Below are 17,623 nucleotides of genomic sequence, written 5' to 3'. Positions count from 1 at the left end.
CCCTGCCTGCACTCTGTGCGGGCCTTCTGAGTTTGTCTGACAATTACCTGCCCCATGAGGCTGATCATGACCCTAGATGACTTTTCCAGCCTAGCCGCCCAAGGCTACAACCGCGTTCCTTTGGTGCGCGAGGTGCTGGCTGACCTTGATACCCCCCTGTCGACCTATCTGAAGCTGGCTGATGCGCCCTATTCATACCTGCTTGAGTCGGTGCAGGGCGGCGAGAAGTGGGGCCGCTACTCGATCATCGGTCTGCCGGCCAGCACCGTGCTACGGGTCTATGGCCATACCGCACTGGTACTGGTCAATGGTGTGGAAACCGAGCGACATGAGTGCGCCGATCCGCTGGCTTTTGTAGAAGCGTTCAAGGCGCGTTACCGCGTACCGGCGATTCCCGGCCTGCCGCGCTTCAATGGCGGGCTGGTCGGTTACTTTGGCTACGACAGCGTACGCTATGTCGAAGAGCGCCTGGCCAACAGTCCGCACCCCGACCCCCTGGGTAGTCCGGATATCCTGCTGATGGTCTCTGACGAAGTTGTGGTCTTCGACAATCTGGCCGGCAAACTGCACGCCATCGTACTGGCCGATCCGGCCAATCCGGATGCCTACCAGGCCGGTCATGCCCGTCTGAATGCCTTGCTGGCGCGCTTGCGTCAGCCGCTGGCACAAAGCAAGGTACTGTCGCTGGACAACCCGCCAGACCGCGACATGGATTACCGCGCCAGCTTTACCCGGCAGGATTTCGAACAGGCCGTCAGTCGCGTAAAAGAGTACATTTTTGCCGGTGACTGCATGCAGGTGGTGCTGTCACAGCGCATGAGTATCGACTTCAAGGCGGCGCCCATCGACCTGTACCGTGCCCTGCGCAGCCAGAACCCGACGCCCTATATGTACTTCTTCAACTTTGGCGACTTCCACGTGGTCGGTAGTTCACCCGAGGTACTGGTGCGCGTGGAAGATGGCGAAGTGACGGTTAGACCGATTGCCGGTACTCGCCCGCGTGGTGCCACGCACGAGGCCGATCTGGCGCTGGAAAAGGACCTGCTGTCCGATGCCAAGGAGCTGGCCGAGCACCTGATGCTGATTGATCTGGGGCGCAACGATGTGGGCCGCGTGGCCGAAATCGGCCAGGTGCAGGTGACCGAGAAGATGGTGATCGAGCGCTACTCCAATGTCATGCACATCGTATCCAACGTGCTAGGCGAACTGCGTAGCGACCTGAACGCCATGGATGCCCTGCGCGCCATTCTGCCGGCCGGCACCTTGTCCGGTGCGCCAAAGATTCGCGCCATGGAAATCATCGACGAACTCGAGCCGGTCAAACGCGGTGTTTATGGCGGCGCCGTGGGCTACTGGGCATGGAACGGCAACATGGATACGGCGATTGCCATCCGCACGGCGGTTATCAAGGATGGCGAGCTGCACGTACAGGCTGGCGCCGGCATCGTGGCTGACTCGCAACCTGAGCTCGAGTGGGAAGAAACCATCAACAAGCGCCGCGCCATGTTCCGCGCCGTGGCGCTGGCGGAGCAGTCTGCCGATTAGTCAGCCTGCCTGTCTGGCTGTGGAAACGCAGCCGGTTCTTTCAATGCACTGGATGCCCCTAGCGCAAGCGCACACTCAACTGATCAACCAGTTCAGCCCAGTCGGCGTCAGCAAGCAATTGTTCGCGCAGGAACGTCTGCTGTGCCTGGGACCAGAAAGGCGCTTCACTGATCTTGATATCGTCTGGTAGAGGGCGGTGTTGCTGTATGAAAGCGTCGATCTCCTGGCTGCTGCAGGGCAGCCCTAATTGCTCAAACAGCTGGCTCAGGTCGTGCGTAGACATGTCCATTGCGGTGTCTCCGTAGGGCAGGTGAGTAAATGAAAGCCCTGAAACAGACTTTATGCGGGCAGCCGTCAGCGGCTCGGCGATTACCGGCGCGCGTCTGCGGTCACTATTTCATTAAAGCAGAGATGCGCGTCGGGCTGCCTACTTATGGATAGGGTGATGCAGCTTTGGTTCATTTCTTATCAATGTTGCCGGGAAACCAGTGGCTGGTGCGATTGGCAAAGGCGACCAGCGAAAGCATCACTGGCACCTCTACCAGCACCCCCACAACCGTGACCAGTGCCGCGCCGGAGTTAAGCCCGAACAGGCCAATGGCCACGGCCACTGCCAATTCAAAAAAGTTCGAGGTGCCGATCAACGCGCAGGGCGCGGCTACGTTGTAAGGTACGCGCCAGAAGTAGGCCGCCGCATAGGCAATAATGAAAATCCCGTAGGACTGGATCAGCAGCGGCACGGCGATCAGCGCAATCAGCAGCGGTTGATCAAGAATGACCTGCCCCTGAAAGCCGAACAGCAGAATCACCGTGGCCAGCAAACCGAGCACAGACAGCGGCTTGATCCGCGATGTAAAGCGCGCTACCTCGGCCTCACCCTGCGCGTCGGCCCCAGCCTTGCCAACCAGATACAGGCGTGTCAAAGCACCAGCCACCAAGGGGATGACCACGTACAGTAGAACTGACAACAGCAGGGTATCCCAGGGTACGCTGATGTCAGTCACGCCCAGTAGCAGGGCGACAATGGGCGCAAAGGCAAAGATCATGATGACGTCGTTCAGCGATACCTGAACCAGGGTGTAGGCGGCATCGCCTCGGGTCAGCTGGGACCAGACAAAGACCATGGCGGTGCAGGGCGCAGCACCCAACAGAATCATCCCGGCAATGTACTGGCTGGCATTGGCCGGATCGATCAGGTCGGCAAACAGCATTTCAAAAAACAGCACGCCCAAGGCTGCCATGGAAAACGGTTTGATCAGCCAGTTGACCACCAGTGTAATGATCAGGCCCTTGGGCCGCTCGTGGATGCGCGTGAGACTGGTGAAATCGACCGAAACCATCATCGGGTAAACCATGAACCAGATCAGTACGGCGACGACAAAATTGACTGATCCGTACTCCAGTCCAGCCAGCAACTGCATGGTATCTGGCAGCAGGCTGCCCACGGCCAAACCGGAAAGAATGCAGAGAAAAACCCAAAGGGACAGGTAGCGCTCGAACAAACTGAGGGGTGATGGAGTGGTCTGACAGGAAGGAGAGTCGGTCATTATCGGCACTCGGTTAACGCTAAGGTATTGGCTGGGCTTATGCGGGAGTTGCCTGACAGGGCCGCGTGCATCGCGCGTCGGCCCATACGGCCAAATCTGTTGATACCTATCTTTATGCTCATATCCAACTCCAGAATAGATAAGGCTGAAACCTGATTGCGGTAACGGCTAGCAGCAGTTGCTGCCGGTTTTCTGCTGTTCAATCTCCGCCAGCCGCAGCAGGTCGGCGGCAAAGGGTTGCTCGGTCGCCACGCCGGCTTGCGTGGCTTTCAGTACGTTGAATTGCCAGGCCTTGAGCGCGTGGTGCAGCCGGTAATAGACCCATTGGCCGTCACGCTGATCACTCAGCAGATTGCAGGTACGCAGCTGCGCAAGATGCCGGGAAATCATTGGCTGGGATAGCTCCAGCGCATCGGCGATATCGCAGACACATATCTGCGGCCGTGCCAGCAGCAGCATCACGCAGCGCAAGCGGGTTGCATTGGCCAGGCACTTGTAAAAGTGTTCGCCATTCATGCGATAGTCCCTCCTTGCTCTGATTCTGACTTTGAATCTTCGTATATGCGGATAACCATATATATCGGCACTGCCACGGTCAAGCTCCCGGCAATAGGGGCTGGCGGGTACAAGGCGCTGGACGCTAAAGCCTGCCTGCGTGCTACAATCGCGGGCGTGAACAAGGTTGGCTCAAGGCTCGGCTATCTGGCTGATTCAACACAGATTTGCCCCGTTGCACCGCCTTACGATCAGCCTGTATGCAGATGGTGCTTTCCCAGGAAAGCCAGCGGATTAGCGGCCTGACTCGCAACCTGCAGTCCATCTCCCAATATATGTCTGCGGCTCATTTCCCGGCCAACAACTGTTCTGCTTCTGTTCCGAGAGAGTGTTATGTCCAAGATACTGATGATCGACAACTACGACTCCTTCACCTACAACGTGGTGCAGTACCTGGGTGAGCTGGGTGCCGAGGTCAAGGTCATCCGCAATGACGAGTTGACTGTTGCCGAGATTGAAGCGCTGCAACCCGAGCGTATCGTGATTTCCCCTGGCCCCTGTACGCCCAATGAAGCAGGCGTGTCGGTACCGGTGCTCAAGCACTTTGCTGGCAAGTTGCCCATCCTCGGTATCTGTCTGGGGCACCAGAGTCTGGGGCAGGCCTTTGGCGGCGAGGTGGTGCGCGCGCGGCAGGTCATGCATGGCAAGACCAGTCCGGTGTTTCATGCCGGGCAGGGCGTGTTTGCCGGTCTCAGCAACCCGCTGACCGTGACCCGTTATCACTCCCTGGTGGTGCGCCGTGAAAGTCTGCCCGATTGCCTGGAGATCACCGCCTGGACCCAACATGACGACGGCTCGGTGGACGAGATCATGGGCCTGCGCCATCGCCAATTCATGATTGAAGGGGTGCAGTTTCACCCCGAATCAATACTCACCGAACAGGGGCATGACCTGTTGGCCAACTTCCTGACCCAACAGGGCGGCCTGCGCGGCTGAACCCTTCGTTGCTGACCAAGGAGCACAGCATGGATATCAAGACAGCACTGTCGCGGGTGGTGGACAGCATCGACCTGAGTACCGAAGAGATGCGCGATGTGATGCGCGCCATCATGACCGGGCAATGCACCGACGCGCAGGTTGGCGGCTTTCTGGTTGCTCTGCGCATGAAGGGCGAAAGCCTGGATGAAATTACCGGCGCGGCCATGGTCATGCGTGAGCTGGCCTCGGGTGTGCAGATTGCCGGTGAGGGCATCGTCGATACCTGTGGTACCGGTGGCGATGGCGCCAACATTTTCAACGTCTCCACGGCCGCGGCGCTGGTGGTTGCGGCGGCGGGCGGCAAGGTCGCCAAACACGGCAACCGGGCGGTATCCGGCAAGAGTGGCAGTGCCGATCTGCTGGAGGCCGCTGGCGTCAATCTGGCGCTATCACCGGAGCAGGTCGGACGTTGTGTTGATGCAGTCGGTGTCGGCTTCATGTTCGCACCCGCCCATCACAGCGCCATGAAGCATGCCGTTGGGCCGCGCAAGGAGCTGGGCCTGCGCACTCTGTTCAATATGCTCGGGCCCATGACCAACCCGGCGGGCGTCAAACATCAGGTCATTGGCGTATTTACCGAGCGCCTGTGCCGACCCATGGCCGAAGTGCTGCGCCGCCTCGGCAGCGAGCATGTGCTGGTGGTCAGTGCCCGTGATGGTCTGGATGAAATCAGCCTGGCCGCGCCGACCCATGTGGCCGAGCTGAAGGACGGCGAAGTACGTGAGTACGACATCAGCCCTGAAGAGCTGGGTATTCCCAGCCGCAGTCTGATTGGTCTGAGTGTCAATAATGCAGCCGAATCCCTGGCGCTGATCAATGATGCCCTGGGCAAGCGCAAGACCGAGGCCGCCGAAAAGGCCGCCGACATGATCATCCTGAATGCCGGTGCAGCGCTGTATGCCAGTGACCGCGCCGCGACCCTGCTCGAAGGTGTCAAGCTGGCTTCCGACGCGCTGTTTTCCGGACTGGCCCGGGAAAAGCTCAGCGAACTGATTGCCTTTACCGAAGTGTTTCGTGAGGAGGCCGGTCAATGAGCGTTCCAACCATTTTGCAGAACATCATCGCGCGCAAGCATGAAGAAGTGGCCGAACGTTCACAGCGTGTCACTCTGGCTGAACTGGAGATGCAGGCCAAGGGGGCAGACCCTGTACGCGGCTTTGCCGCCGCCCTGCAGCGTCGCGCCGCCACCCGGCAGCCTGCAGTGATTGCTGAAGTAAAAAAAGCCTCACCAAGCAAGGGCGTATTGCGTGAGCACTTTGTGCCGGCCGAGATTGCTGCCAGTTACCAGCAGGGCGGCGCTGCCTGCTTGTCGGTGCTGACCGATATCGACTTCTTTCAGGGGCATGATGACTTTCTGGTTCAGGCGCGTGCCGCCTGCAACCTGCCGGTGATCCGCAAGGATTTTCTGGTTGACCCCTATCAGGTAATCGAGGCCCGTGCCATGGGCGCTGATTGCGTACTGTTGATTGTCTCGGCACTGGATGATGGCCAGTTGCATGAGCTGGATGCCACTGCCCATGAGCAGGGGCTGGATGTGCTGGTTGAGGTGCATGATGCCGCCGAGCTGGATCGTGCGCTGGCGCTCAGCACACCGCTGATCGGTATCAACAACCGCAACCTGCATACTTTTGAGGTGACCCTGGATACCACGCTGGAGCTGATATCCCGCGTGCCCGCCGGGCGCATGCTGATCACCGAAAGCGGCATCCTCAACCGTGCCGATGTAGAGCTGATGCTGGCCCATCAGGTCTATGGTTTTCTGGTTGGTGAAGCCTTTATGCGCGCCGCAGATCCAGGCAAGGAGCTCAAGCGGTTGTTTTTCTAACCGCTCAAGACGCCAAGGAGCCTGGTCGTGATGATCAGGCTTCGATAGTCGGCTGAGAGGGAGTGGCCGACCCCTTCACCACCACGGTGCCCGCCAACTTGTCGTGCCAGCCCTGCTTTTTCTTGTCAAAGCCCACCCAGATGATACCGATGAACAGCGGGATGGACGCGACAAAATAGCCAAAATACCGGCCAATCAGTCGTCCAGTCGGCACAGCCTCTCCGGTTTCTGCATCAACAATCTTCAGACCCAGCATCATTTTGCCGGGCGTGGCCGACTTGTAGATCCAGAACAGAATGACAACGACGGCGGGGAAAACATAGCTGAGCAGCAGATCCCAAACGCCGTGGTACATCGGCTCAGTTTCCAGATAGGCCTTGCCGTAAATCATCAGCAGCACGGGCATGATCACCACCATCAGCATCAGCGAATCAATAATGCTGGCACCCACCCTGATCCAGAATCCTGCATAGTCGGCGTCGTTCATTGCATAGTCCTTAAAGTAAGTTCATCGCTGCAGGTCGTAGGTGGAAAACCGTCAACGTGCTATTGCCCCAGCGTCTATTCTGCCAGCCTCATCAGAACAGACGTAATTACTGAAATCACCAATCTTGTATGGGCCTTAGCTATGGTCATGGATGGACGGTCAGCCTTTCGCCGAATGGACGAGGGAAGAATAAGCGGCATACGACCAGCCGCCCAGAACCAGAGCAAACCAGACAAAACTCAGGTGCAAGCACTGGGTGGCAAAATGCAGATAGGGAAAGCTGTTAGGTTGGGGCTGTGAGAGCAGCTGCGGTAAGGCTTCGCCGCGCCAGTATTGCAGGTAAGCATCAACGCCCAATCCCAGAGGCAAAAGCCAGCCGGCCGAGATGACGGCCACCAGCACACCGAGCAGGCGATGAAACAGTATAGGTTTCACAGGCCCGCATCCTTGTTCAAAAAGAGCAACTTAAGTAGCCCCGCCGCTAGCAGCGCAACAATGGCCACAATATCGGCAATCACCACCTTGCGCAGTGACAGATTGTAGTCGCCCACCGCCAAGGCAATAACGATGAAAGACACGACGCTGATCATGCCTGCGGCAATGGCCAGCCACTGCAACGTGGGCTGGAAGGCAGCGTATATCAGCAATACGCCCAGCAGCCCGAAGAGCAAGGCGCGATGACGCATCAGAATCTCAAGATTGGGGTCGCCCAGCGTAATGCCGTACAGCGCCGCCAGACGGTCAGCCCCCATCACCCCGGTTACGGGCAGCAGGTGAATGATGCCGACCAGAATCAGCAGACTACCGATGACTTTGTCCATCTTCATGTACTCCCTGAACTGAGGTGAAAACCAGCCTGTGAAGATGGCTTGCAAAGCGGACTGATGTCTTGCTTGGGCGTCACAGGGCACTGATAAAGTGAAACGCGGCCTGAGCCTCATGTATTTCAGTTTCAACGGCGTTTCTGCGCGCAGCATTGCCCGCGTAGTAAATGGTCATGCCGCTCAAATCCTGCTCATCACAGGCGCCCTTGATCACCGCAAGATCGAGATCCGTGCCTGATCCAATAATGAGAAAACTGGTCACCCCGGCTGCCTTGGCCTGCAGTAGTGCTTCTTGCAGTTTCTCTGCATTGGCACCGCCGCCTGCGGCAATGGCCAGTCGGTCGGGCAGCATGCCATGGCTGATAATTTTTACGCTAATGAACTCGGCACTGTTCTCGCCCGCTGGAAGTCGTGAGGCATGGGCATTGAGGGCTTCGGTGTAAATGTCATGGTCGCTTTTGCCCGGCGTGGCGCAACCGGTCAAAAGGGCAAGCAGGGATACGGCTAACAGGTTTTTCACGTCTTCAAATCCTTTTGAAAAGTACAGACCAGCTACTGCTCCATTGTTGTAGTTTGTCCCTAACGCCGCAAAGCGGCAAGTAAAAAGCGTGGAAGGAAGGGGCAGGCCTCGCTGATGCGCTATTCAAGCTGTTAGCCTGAATTTCTGCAAGCGCAAGGCAGGCCTGTCCCTGTTATGCCCGGCTGGGTGGGCAATTACTTCTGTGGTAACACGGCAATATCAATGATGCCGTCGGGCAGATCAGCAATCTCGCCGAGAGGCGTTGGTGCGCCCGTATCCAGGTTGAGGGTATGCAGGGTGGTTGCCGTCAGTACAAACGCAGTATTGCCACCCATGCCGTCACTGAGGATATCCATTGATGCGGCAGTCAGCCCCTGTGCCAGCTCGCCAACCGGCTGCTGCACACCATCGTTTGGTGGGTTCTGCAGCATCAGCATGCCTGAGCTCAGGTCAATGGTGTACAGCGCGGTCTTGTCGGTACCGGCAAAGGAATTGGTGTAGGCGCCGGCAATGACCTTTTCTGTCATCTCTCCGTGGGCAAAGTCTGGGGCATAAGCCACTTTGCCATCGGTTGCCACCTCACCGGTTTCGACATTGACACGCAGGTTGGTGCCGTCGGCAGCGAGAAGACGCAGGCGGTCCGCAACCGGGTTGAAGTCGACCAGTGCCTGACCGCTGCCGGGCAGGGCTACTTGCATCTCGGTGGCCGCTGTAGCTGTGCCGGTCGAGGCATCGATTGTGAATAACTGATTGGCCGCGCTCAAGGCATACAAGACCCCGGTAGCTGGACGCACATCGATGCCCCGCAGATTGCTGGCGCCCATTACCTGCATGGATCCTGTCACACTGAGGGTCTCGGAGTCGATCATGTACAGCGTGTCGTTGGCATCCAGTGCAACCAGTTGCGCGGCGCTAGCGGTACCTGCGGCCAATGCCAGTGACGTGGTCAGGAGCAGCTTGTTCAACAGTGTCATAAAAAATCCTCGCGTCTGTGGGTAGACGGGTTTGATCCCGCCCTGTTCAGGGGCTGTTCAAGCCACCTGACAGCTAATACCCGCGAATCCATTGCTTGGATGTCTGCCACCGCAAATAAATTTTCAAGATCTAGTTACTGGCAATCAGTACCGCCCGGCCAATGTACAGCACCGGTCCTGTTGGACGGTTGAGCGGTGATCCCCCTTCGGGCTCAAGCGTCAGCTCAAACAGCTGGCCGGCTTGCACTGCGCCGATCTGTTCGGCGCTGAGGGTGGTTGTACTTCCCGGCTCGATCAACCCCAGTGAACGCGGACCTTCCTTGGGGTCAATCAGGGTCCAGAATTGCACGCTGCGACCTGATGGTATCTGGTCAGCCACCAGGGATTCCAGTTTGAGCGTGCCGCCGCCGTCAATGGTGACGACCCAGCCGGGCCGGGCGCTTTCACCGGGCGTTTGCAATACGGCGGTATAGCTGGCCATAGAGGGGCTCTCACGCAACAGTGCCGGCATCAGGCTGAGTAACAGCAGAAAGGCCAGGGCTCCGCTGGTCAAGCGCCACAGACCTAGACTGTTCCACCATTGGCTCAGGCCTGAGGGCGCGTTGGTCGGTGTGCTGGTAGACCAGCCCAGGCTCTGCTGCAGGCGCTGCCATAATAGAAGTGATGGGGCTTGTGCGGGAAGCTGGTCGGCCAGCTCAAGTAAGTGTTGCTCCCACTCCAGCGCCATGCGCGCAGCGGCCTGGTCGGACTCGATAAGCTCGCTGACCTCAGTGGCCTCGGGCTCCTCAAGCAGGCCCAGAACATATTCGCCGATTAAAGCCCGGCGCGACTCAGGTGCCTGTGGAATCATGCCTGCAAACACTCCTGTAATGCGCGAAGCCCTGCGCGGATACGTCCCTTGATGGTGCCCAGCGGCGCCGCCAGGCGGGTGGCAATTTGCTCGTGGGTCATGCCGCGGTAAAACGCCAGCAGAATCGGATGGCGGCGGGGGCGTTCCAATTGGCCAAGGCAGCGCCGCAACTGGCGCCCCTCCGACCTGCTACTGGCGTGCTGTTCGGCCTGGGCACTGTCATCGGCCATTTGCTCGATAAAGCTGTCATCGGTCTGCACCAGTCGGCCGCGATTGCGCAGTTGGTTCAGTGCACGGTAGCGCAGAATGCTGTAGATCCAGGCCCTGCCCTGCCCCAGAGACGGGTCGAATCGATGGGCGTTGTGCCAAACCTTGACCAAGGCATCATGCAGACAGTCTTCGGCCTGATCACGCCTGCCGAGCAGGGTAATGGCCAAACCGAGCAACTGCCCGGCTTCCTGCTGGTAAAGCCGGTTGAATGCAGCCTTATCCCCGCGGGCGCAGGCCGCTAACGTACCGTCATAATCGAAATTGCTGTCTGCCATGCTGCGTTCTCATACCCTTGGCCTTTGCGTCCATGCAGGGTATACCCGCGAGCACAGACTGCAGATGTCTGAAGTGCAATTAAAAGATCGGGATCGTGTGCAATTGTTTCTGAATCGAGCCAGCTAAAGTCTCTTTTTAAAAGCTTCAAGGACGTCTTGGATTGAAGATCTTGGCCATAAACCGAAGTGCCGGCCACTCCCTAGCCTTGCACGTGTGCGCCATCCGTTGGCGCGTGCTTGTCGGATGGCTGGTTTTGATCCGCACTGTCAGATTGTGCGCTGCGCGACAGGGCCGCCTGATTGGCCAGCTCTTCCAGTGCCAGATAGCGCCTGAATAATGCCTGCTCGGTCCGGCCCTTCTTGCGTGCGGGCACTGGAAAGCGCACCAGTAGATTGATTTCCTCTGGCTTGGGGAATAGCAGGGTTACTCGTGGTTCTACCGAGGGTACATCGAGCCCCTGTCGTCGGCCCAGATGAATCAGGTGCTTGCGGGCTGCTTCAATGAACTCCTCGCAGACTTCGGTAGCCGCTTGCAACAGATGACGCTCGGCGCGCGCCCAGTTGTCCTTTCGAGTCAGCGGCAGGACTGTGGTATGCAATACATAGTCTTCGGTAAAGCTCTCGTTGATCACGGCTTCGCTGAGAAAGATCGAGTTCGGCAACACGACCGCCCGGCCGGTCTGCTGGTGTGACAGCTGTTCCGGGCCAATCTCAAGAATGGTGGTGGTGAGCATGGTCAGATCGATCACGTCGCCGCGCAGCTTTTTTACCTCAATGCGGTCGCCAAGATGGAACATCCCGGCGCTGGACCGCAGCAGACCGCCGGTAAAGCACATCAACAGTTCCTTGGTCGACAGGATGAACGCCGCGGCAAAGGCCACCATGGATAATGCCAGGGTCCGCAGTTGGTCAGCCCACACCACGACCAGCAGAAACATCCCGCTGATAACCGCCACATTGCGCGCCATCACCAGCCAGCGGCGCTGCGACTCATAGTTGGGCCAACTGATTCGGCGAATGCTGGCCGCGGCTAGTCGCCAGACAATCAGCAATGCAACGACGAGCAGAAGACTGCTGATCATCTTGCCGAGCAGGGCGCTTTGGATCAGGGTGTCGAGCAAATTGTCCATGAGTCTGGGTCATCAATATCTAGCGGGAATGACTACGATAGTGCCCGAAACGGCTAGGTATTCAAAGTGCGTGAGCCGGGTGTGGGCAGAACGGTGAGAGGGCCGTTCGGCTGGATCAGCCCAGTATGCCGAACAAGCTCAAGGCCACAATGACAAGGCCAATGGCTGCGCCCAGGAAGCCAAGAATCAGGTCACTGTAGGGTTTATCCTGTCTCAGTCCAGTAATGAGCACGGCGTCAGCGGGGTCTTTGGGATTTACATAGACTTTGATGTTCTTATCCGCGCTGAGTTGCTGCGCCAACGTCAGTGTCTCGGGGTAGACCAGGGTAAAAAAGGCGATGGCGCGACCCGTATGTGCTGAGCCGTTAATCGAGTAATGGTACTCAACGGCAAGCCGCTCGGCGTCCATCAGCACGCCATCAACTCTGCGCTTGCCCCACAGGCGCACATCGGTAACCTGGCCCGCCACCCAGGGCCAGGCCAGACTTGCGCGCGCTTTCCTGTAGCTGACTAGCGCATGCCGGAGCATGTAGACCCCGAAGAGGGCAAAAGCCAGTCCTGCGATGGTCGCTAAGTTGATCTTGTCCATGCGCTGATGCCTTGTATTCCAGCCATCAGTCGGTCACCTCCTTGATCGACTGATGGCCCGGGGTTTGCTACGTATCAGAAATGCAGGCCAACCTGCAGTGCGACAGTGTAGCCGTCGACACCGTCGCCCTGGCGACTGTCGGCACGCAGCCCCACGTTGAACAGACGGTTGGCGTCCAGCTGGCTGGTGTAATCCATCCCAGCACTGATCTGGGCAAAGTCGTCAACGCCGCTGGTGGTAAAGTCGACCTGGCTGCCACTGGCATCGGTCAGGGTGACCTTTTGCCCCTCGCTCAGGCTGTTGTGCAGGTTGCCTCCAAGATAGGCGCTGAAGGCGCCTTGTCCACTTGCTGAGGTGGCGTTGTACTGCAGGGTTGCGCCAACAAAACTGCTGGTCGCGGTGTAATCGTCAGCTTCCATGGTTTCGCCATTGGCAAAATTCAGGCTGTCTATTCGTGTGCGGCTGATTGACACGCCGCCCTGCGGGACCACGGCAAAACCACCCTGGCCGAGCGGGAGGTGATAACTCACCGCGCTATCCAGGCTGACGCTTTGGGCTTTGAAGGTATCATCCGACAAGCCCATCATGGCGGCCTGGCTGCCGGCGCTGACGTCAGGCTTGTATTGTGTGTGGCCGTAGCGCAGTTGTAGCTCTGCCGTCAGTGCACCACGCTGTGCTGAGCTGGCCAGCGCAGCGTAATGTTGATCGAAATCCAGACGGGTAGCGCTGGGTAGGCTGCCGCCCATCTTTTGTGTGGTGGTTCCGTCGTTGATGCCCGCCAGCAGGTTGTAACTCAGATCCCATCCGGCCATCTGGCTGGGGCAGCCCAGTCGGGCTTCAATCTCGAGGCCCTGATAGTCGCTGACGACTTCCATGTCAGCGGACTGCTGCGCAGTAACGGTGCGGGCATCCGTGGTTGTTTCGCCGCTGGACACGCGTGCCGATACCCCGGTATTGGCACAGATGTCGGTTTCGTACAGGCCCAGGCGGCCTGTTGAAAGCCGGGTCAGGGATTCTACCTGAGCAACCCCTTCCATCAGTGCGCCCAAGGTTGGACTGGCGCCACCACTGATCACAATGTCACCGTTTGGCGTTGCCTGACTGGCGAAGAGTGCAACCGCGCCAGAGGCTTGTGGCAGTCCCGATGTTGAATAGGTGAAGTCGTTATTAGCCGACTCATCGACATCAACGATCACCAGCGAAGAGTTGAGCAAGGCGGGTGTTCCGGGAAGCAGATTGAACGCCAGCGCCAGGTCGCCGGTGGTATCACCGGTAATCACCAGTCTATCCACGCCCGGTGTCGCCGAGGTCAGATCCAAATCCAGGTTATAGGTGCCAGCACCCGATAGCCCGCCGTTGATGCGCAGTTCATCGCCGGTGACCCCGTTGACCAGATCGACGGTCCCATTGTTGTTCAGTTGTCGGGTAATCACGCCGGCTCCGAAGAGCGTGCCGGTATTGATCACGTTACCCGCCAATGTCGCGCCGTTCAGGGTGACGCTCGACAGGGCATCGTTATCCAGCCAGTCAAAGGTAAATGAAGATCCGTTATTGAGTACCAGTGAGCCAGCATTGCGGTTGGTCACAGTGCCAGTATCTGCACCACCTGTACCAGCCAGCGCGCCAGTGATGGTGGTCAGACCACCATCGTTGATCAGGTCACCGTCCAGCAGCCCTTGCAGACTCAGGATCGAATTGTTGCTCAGGTCACCCTCAAGCGCCCCGATCGAAGCCAGTTGAGCACCGGCGCTGTTGAGGATCGCATTGCCTGAAACCAGTGTGCCAGCGACATACAGGGTGGCGTTATCGGTATTCAGCACATCCGCTGCACTGACGGTCGCGCCCGCATCAATCTCGAATCCGGCGGTGCCAGCACCGTTACCACTGCCTGTCCCCCGGTTTGTCAGCGCGGTGATACCGCTCAAGGTCCCCGTGTCGACGTCAATCAGCGCGCCGGCGGCGTTAGTCAGGCTGTTGTCCATGCTCAGGTCGCCAGCAACACTCAACTGCCCGCCGGTGTTGTTCTGCACAGCGCCCAGCACCTGATTACTCAGCGTGGCGGTGCCGCTATTGATCAGGCCTTCGTTTAACTCTCCAGTGGATGTCAGCGTGCCGCTGTTATCCAGCCCGCCCAGTGCAACCCCTGTTGCCCCGATGTTCATGGTGCCCAGATTATTAATGGCGTTGCTTGCAGCGGACGCGGTGTCCAACGTGCCGCTGGACACCAGCGTTGAGCCAACGGCGTTGGTAATGCTGTCGGCATTGATGCTGCCGGCATTGTTCAGCGTGCCGGCGCTGTTATTGCTGAGCGCGCCGGCCACCACCAGCCCGCCATCGGACTCGACCTGTACACCTGCAGTCGCCAGCGAGGTGCCTGTACCGCCGGATGTATTGGTCAGCGCATCGACCCAGAATGTCCCGCTGCTGACGTTCAGTACGGCACTGTTCTGGTTGGTGAAGGCATTCAGTGGATTGGTATTGATGGCGTTCAGATTGCCTACAACATTGAACGTCGCCGCAGCGCCGCTGTTGATGACGGACCGGCCGCCAATCCGGCCTTGCATGTTCACCGTGCCGTTATTGGTCAGGCTGTTCTCATAGGTGACCAGGCTGTTGGCGGTGTTCGAGTTCAGTGTCGCCCCTGCGTGGTTGGTGATCGAAGTGTCGCTGAACAATCCGCCGTTATTGGTGATCAGCGACGCGGCAGAGCCATTGGCCAGACCATTCTGAATAACCGCCGCATTCAGTCCCGCTCCGGTCGCGACAGTCACACCCGTGCCGCTGGTCGTGGTGTTGGTCAGGTTGCGCATGATGGTTATAGTGCCGGCGCCTGCATCAAGCGTTGCAGTGTCCGTATTGGTGATATCCAGGCTCAAGGAAATCATATTGCCCGTGATGTTGAAGTCGCCACTGCCCTGGTTTACGACTGTTCCTGTGAGCGTGCCTTGAGCATTGACCGTGCCACCGGTGTTATTGGTCAGTGTGCCGAAGGTCAGTGCAGACCCCGTGCCGGCCATGTCGATGCTGCCGGCATTCGTGATCGTGTCACCCGAGGCGTTCAGTGTCGTGCCATCGGCGATATTGATGTCGCCTGTTGCGTTGTTCTGGATTGCGCCACCACCGGAGTTGACCGTGGTGGTGCCGGCATTGAAATTCAGTGTGCCATCGTTGTTGATCACACCAGCCTGCACGTCAAAATCCTTGGCGGCGGCATCGTTGAAATTCACCACCCCGGTGGCAAGATTGTTGTAATCACCCGTCAGCTCGACCAGCGATCCGCCACCGGCGACATTGACCGTTCCGGCATTGTTTGTGGTGTTGCCGGTACCCACCAGGCTGGCATTGGTTTGCAGGTTGATCACCGAGCCGGTCGTGTTGGTCAATGAACTGACCGTCATGGTGTCACCACTGCTGACGGTCAGCGCGGCGCTGCTGTCATGGGTAAAGCCGCCGGTGGTGGTGAAATCGCCCCCGGTGGTGAAAACCCCATCTTCAGCCGTCGCAAAATTCGAGGTGAAACCGGTGCCCTGCCAGGTCGGACCGGTTGTGCGTTCCTCGGTGAGGGTATCGGAAACATTGAAGATGACGTTGCCGGTTTCATTGTGACCGTTGCGATAGGTCAGATTATCGGTATTGACGGTAATGGAGCCAGCTGCACTGCCAATAGCGCCGTTGGCAATGAAGTTGGACAGGCCAGTCAGGGTCACGTTACTGCCACCGTTATTGGTGATGGACCCGGTGCTGTTGTTATGGACGGTCCCGTTTACCGTGGATGTGCCGATGAGATTGAAATTGGCATTGTTCTGCACATCGCCGGCCCAGCTGCCCGACAGCACTGTGGTTCCGGCGCTGGTGGTCAAGGTTCCGGTTGCCGTGTTGGCGCCGGAGAGCGTCAGGGTACCGCTCCCGCGTTTGATCAGATTACCGCTGCCGGAGATCACGCCTGAGATCTCGGCGTTGGCCGCATCGCCGGTTGTCAGGGTGTTGTTGTTCAGGTTGATGTTGCCACTGCCAAAGATCGAGCCCAGCGTTTCATTGCTGCCGGTCAGGATCAGATTGCCACTGTTGTTGATCGTGCCGGTATCGCTGATGGCATTGCCGCCGGCACCGTTGATACTCAGCGTACCCGCAGCGTCAATGGTGATGCCCGAGGTGTTCAGCAGGCTGCCCGTGGCCCCGATAGCCAACTGGCCTTCGTTGACGTTGACCGGGCCAGTCAGGGTGTTCACACCGTTCAGGGTCGTAAGGTAAGGCAGTACCTTGCGCAGCTCGCCTGATCCGGCCAATACCGCATTGATGGTCGAATACCCTAGCTGACCTAGGCCGGAAATCGAGACTGTGCCGTTATTCAGGCTGCTGCTGCCCGGCGAATTGACGGTGAAGAAACCGACCGACAGTGTCGCGCCACCCAGATCGACATTCAGTGCACTGTTGGTGCTTTGCATGACAAAGTTCGATACGCCGGACAGCGCATTGGCGTTCGTCGCGGTCAGGTTGCCACGTGATACGTCCAAGGTGCCGGCCAGCGAATTCGTGCCCGACAACACCAGGGTGCCATCACCGGCCTTGTTGAACCCGTTGGTGGATGTCAGGTCGGTCGAGATCGTCGTTGTACCGGTTTCTACTGTTACGCCCGAGGCATTGGTCGTGCTGAAGGTCAACGCACCGCCTTGCAGCGCATAACCCCCTGTTTGCACCGTGATGTAATCGACGGCCTGCGTGCCACTCACGGTCACCGTCCCCGCCGTTCCGCCGAAGACCGCATTATCCCCCGCGCCCCATGCCTGATTGGTTACCCCGGCGTCACTTGTCCAGTTCGCGGTTGCGGCATCCCAGGTGCCCGTGCCACCGTCCACAGCGGTATTGCCTGCGTTGGTATCCCATGACAAATCCGCGGCTTTGCTGGTATTGGGTAAGGCAACGGTGGCCCCGGTAGCGATAAACAGGGCCAGAAGGGTGCGGCTGAAACGCGGCTGTACGCTGGCTTGCACAGTGCAGGCCGGACGGGCTGGGGAGGGGCGGCGCATGATATTTATCCTTAAAAGGGCCTGAGTGGCAGCTCGCTTCTGTCAAACCCGATGCAGGGCGACAAAAAAACGGGGCTTCAGGCACTGCTTCCTTTTTGAGCGAATGTTTTATTCGTCTGTGATTGTCTTCTTTAGGGCAAGATTGGCGGTAAAAAGACCAGAATACCTTACACGGCTAAATACTATTCTGCCAGTATTCGGTGCTGGCGGGCTGCCAGAAGGAGCAA

Annotated in this window: 17 protein-coding genes; 4 read left to right on the top strand and 13 right to left on the bottom strand. The window is 58.4% G+C overall.

Features of this window, described 5'->3' with window-relative positions; all coding sequences use genetic code 11:
• The first annotated feature begins 66 nt into the window (after positions 1–66).
• Positions 67–1,545, top strand: a complete 1,479-nt coding sequence (gene trpE / locus AC27HQ_RS01965; RefSeq protein WP_487154133.1) for an anthranilate synthase component I — start codon at positions 67–69, stop codon at positions 1,543–1,545.
• Between the two features lie 58 nt (positions 1,546–1,603).
• On the opposite strand, the gene AC27HQ_RS01960 is transcribed toward trpE, so the two are convergent.
• From AC27HQ_RS01960 to AC27HQ_RS01950, 3 genes are all read right to left on the bottom strand, one after another.
• The gene (locus AC27HQ_RS01960; protein WP_487154132.1) at positions 1,604–1,834 is read right to left on the bottom strand and encodes a DUF2789 domain-containing protein; all 231 of its coding nucleotides are present in this window, start codon (positions 1,832–1,834) and stop codon (positions 1,604–1,606) included.
• 169 nt (positions 1,835–2,003) lie between these two features.
• Positions 2,004–3,092, bottom strand: coding sequence for an ACR3 family arsenite efflux transporter (arsB, locus tag AC27HQ_RS01955; RefSeq protein ID WP_487154131.1), 1,089 nt, complete (start codon positions 3,090–3,092; stop codon positions 2,004–2,006).
• A 168-nt stretch (positions 3,093–3,260) separates the two neighbouring features.
• Positions 3,261–3,608 carry an ArsR/SmtB family transcription factor gene (locus AC27HQ_RS01950; protein WP_487154130.1) on the bottom strand — a complete coding sequence of 116 codons (348 nt, stop codon included), beginning with the start codon at positions 3,606–3,608 and terminating at the stop codon, positions 3,261–3,263.
• 372 nt (positions 3,609–3,980) lie between these two features.
• Here AC27HQ_RS01950 and AC27HQ_RS01945 point away from each other — a divergent pair, with 372 nt between their 5' ends.
• From AC27HQ_RS01945 to trpC, 3 genes are read left to right on the top strand one after another with little or no spacing between them, the layout of a single operon-like run.
• The gene (locus AC27HQ_RS01945; RefSeq protein WP_487154129.1) at positions 3,981–4,583 is read left to right on the top strand and encodes an anthranilate synthase component II; all 603 of its coding nucleotides are present in this window, start codon (positions 3,981–3,983) and stop codon (positions 4,581–4,583) included.
• A gap of 29 nt (positions 4,584–4,612) precedes the next feature.
• Complete coding sequence (trpD, locus tag AC27HQ_RS01940) at positions 4,613–5,659, top strand: anthranilate phosphoribosyltransferase (RefSeq protein ID WP_487154128.1); 1,047 nt, start codon at positions 4,613–4,615, stop codon at positions 5,657–5,659.
• Positions 5,656–6,450 carry an indole-3-glycerol phosphate synthase TrpC gene (gene trpC / locus AC27HQ_RS01935; RefSeq protein ID WP_487154127.1) on the top strand — a complete coding sequence of 265 codons (795 nt, stop codon included), beginning with the start codon at positions 5,656–5,658 and terminating at the stop codon, positions 6,448–6,450. Before trpD ends, trpC begins: the two co-directional genes overlap by 4 nt.
• A 34-nt stretch (positions 6,451–6,484) precedes the next feature.
• Here trpC and AC27HQ_RS01930 read toward each other — a convergent pair whose 3' ends face one another.
• From AC27HQ_RS01930 to AC27HQ_RS01885, 10 genes are all read right to left on the bottom strand, one after another.
• A complete protein-coding gene (locus AC27HQ_RS01930; protein ID WP_487154126.1) occupies positions 6,485–6,937 on the bottom strand; it encodes an RDD family protein in 453 nt (150 codons plus the stop codon).
• Between the two features lie 159 nt (positions 6,938–7,096).
• Complete coding sequence (locus AC27HQ_RS01925; RefSeq protein ID WP_487154125.1) at positions 7,097–7,372, bottom strand: hypothetical protein; 276 nt, start codon at positions 7,370–7,372, stop codon at positions 7,097–7,099.
• Complete coding sequence (locus tag AC27HQ_RS01920) at positions 7,369–7,758, bottom strand: phosphopantetheine adenylyltransferase (RefSeq protein WP_487154124.1); 390 nt, start codon at positions 7,756–7,758, stop codon at positions 7,369–7,371. The genes AC27HQ_RS01925 and AC27HQ_RS01920 overlap by 4 nt, the downstream gene beginning before the upstream one ends.
• A gap of 79 nt (positions 7,759–7,837) precedes the next feature.
• Positions 7,838–8,281: a hypothetical protein gene (locus AC27HQ_RS01915; protein WP_487154123.1), complete on the bottom strand. Its 444-nt coding sequence runs from the start codon at positions 8,279–8,281 to the stop codon at positions 7,838–7,840.
• Positions 8,282–8,475: 194 nt separating this feature from the next.
• Positions 8,476–9,255, bottom strand: a complete 780-nt coding sequence (locus tag AC27HQ_RS01910; RefSeq protein ID WP_487154122.1) for a DUF4394 domain-containing protein — start codon at positions 9,253–9,255, stop codon at positions 8,476–8,478.
• Between the two features lie 130 nt (positions 9,256–9,385).
• Positions 9,386–10,105 carry an anti-sigma factor gene (locus AC27HQ_RS01905; protein ID WP_487154121.1) on the bottom strand — a complete coding sequence of 240 codons (720 nt, stop codon included), beginning with the start codon at positions 10,103–10,105 and terminating at the stop codon, positions 9,386–9,388.
• A complete protein-coding gene (locus tag AC27HQ_RS01900; protein WP_487154120.1) occupies positions 10,102–10,650 on the bottom strand; it encodes a sigma-70 family RNA polymerase sigma factor in 549 nt (182 codons plus the stop codon). Before AC27HQ_RS01900 ends, AC27HQ_RS01905 begins: the two co-directional genes overlap by 4 nt.
• 200 nt (positions 10,651–10,850) lie before the next feature.
• Positions 10,851–11,780: a mechanosensitive ion channel family protein gene (locus tag AC27HQ_RS01895; protein WP_487154119.1), complete on the bottom strand. Its 930-nt coding sequence runs from the start codon at positions 11,778–11,780 to the stop codon at positions 10,851–10,853.
• A gap of 115 nt (positions 11,781–11,895) precedes the next feature.
• Positions 11,896–12,369: a DUF3592 domain-containing protein gene (locus AC27HQ_RS01890; protein ID WP_487154118.1), complete on the bottom strand. Its 474-nt coding sequence runs from the start codon at positions 12,367–12,369 to the stop codon at positions 11,896–11,898.
• A 74-nt stretch (positions 12,370–12,443) separates the two neighbouring features.
• On the bottom strand, positions 12,444–17,396 hold the full coding sequence (locus AC27HQ_RS01885) for a beta strand repeat-containing protein (protein ID WP_487154117.1): 4,953 nt from the start codon (positions 17,394–17,396) through the stop codon (positions 12,444–12,446).
• Positions 17,397–17,623: the final 227 nt, after the last annotated feature.

The sequence above is a fragment of the Halopseudomonas sp. 4NH20-0008 genome (genome assembly GCF_057548395.1).
Note: the sequence above shows the minus strand (reverse complement) of the source record. Positions and strands in the feature narration are given on the sequence as shown.

Bases quoted from the DNA above. Each gene is read 5' to 3' on its own strand.
- AC27HQ_RS01885 (WP_487154117.1), bottom strand. From the start codon at position 17,396: ATGCGCCGCCCCTCCCCAGCCCGTCCGGCCTGCACTGTGCAAGCCAGC.
- AC27HQ_RS01945 (WP_487154129.1), top strand. From the start codon at position 3,981: ATGTCCAAGATACTGATGATCGACAACTACGACTCCTTCACCTACAAC.
- trpE (WP_487154133.1), top strand. From the start codon at position 67: ATGACCCTAGATGACTTTTCCAGCCTAGCCGCCCAAGGCTACAACCGC.
- AC27HQ_RS01960 (WP_487154132.1), bottom strand. From the start codon at position 1,834: ATGGACATGTCTACGCACGACCTGAGCCAGCTGTTTGAGCAATTAGGG.
- AC27HQ_RS01930 (WP_487154126.1), bottom strand. From the start codon at position 6,937: ATGAACGACGCCGACTATGCAGGATTCTGGATCAGGGTGGGTGCCAGC.
- trpD (WP_487154128.1), top strand. From the start codon at position 4,613: ATGGATATCAAGACAGCACTGTCGCGGGTGGTGGACAGCATCGACCTG.
- AC27HQ_RS01905 (WP_487154121.1), bottom strand. From the start codon at position 10,105: ATGATTCCACAGGCACCTGAGTCGCGCCGGGCTTTAATCGGCGAATAT.
- AC27HQ_RS01900 (WP_487154120.1), bottom strand. From the start codon at position 10,650: ATGGCAGACAGCAATTTCGATTATGACGGTACGTTAGCGGCCTGCGCC.
- AC27HQ_RS01895 (WP_487154119.1), bottom strand. From the start codon at position 11,780: ATGGACAATTTGCTCGACACCCTGATCCAAAGCGCCCTGCTCGGCAAG.
- AC27HQ_RS01890 (WP_487154118.1), bottom strand. From the start codon at position 12,369: ATGGACAAGATCAACTTAGCGACCATCGCAGGACTGGCTTTTGCCCTC.
- AC27HQ_RS01910 (WP_487154122.1), bottom strand. From the start codon at position 9,255: ATGACACTGTTGAACAAGCTGCTCCTGACCACGTCACTGGCATTGGCC.
- AC27HQ_RS01950 (WP_487154130.1), bottom strand. From the start codon at position 3,608: ATGAATGGCGAACACTTTTACAAGTGCCTGGCCAATGCAACCCGCTTG.
- AC27HQ_RS01920 (WP_487154124.1), bottom strand. From the start codon at position 7,758: ATGGACAAAGTCATCGGTAGTCTGCTGATTCTGGTCGGCATCATTCAC.
- trpC (WP_487154127.1), top strand. From the start codon at position 5,656: ATGAGCGTTCCAACCATTTTGCAGAACATCATCGCGCGCAAGCATGAA.
- arsB (WP_487154131.1), bottom strand. From the start codon at position 3,092: ATGACCGACTCTCCTTCCTGTCAGACCACTCCATCACCCCTCAGTTTG.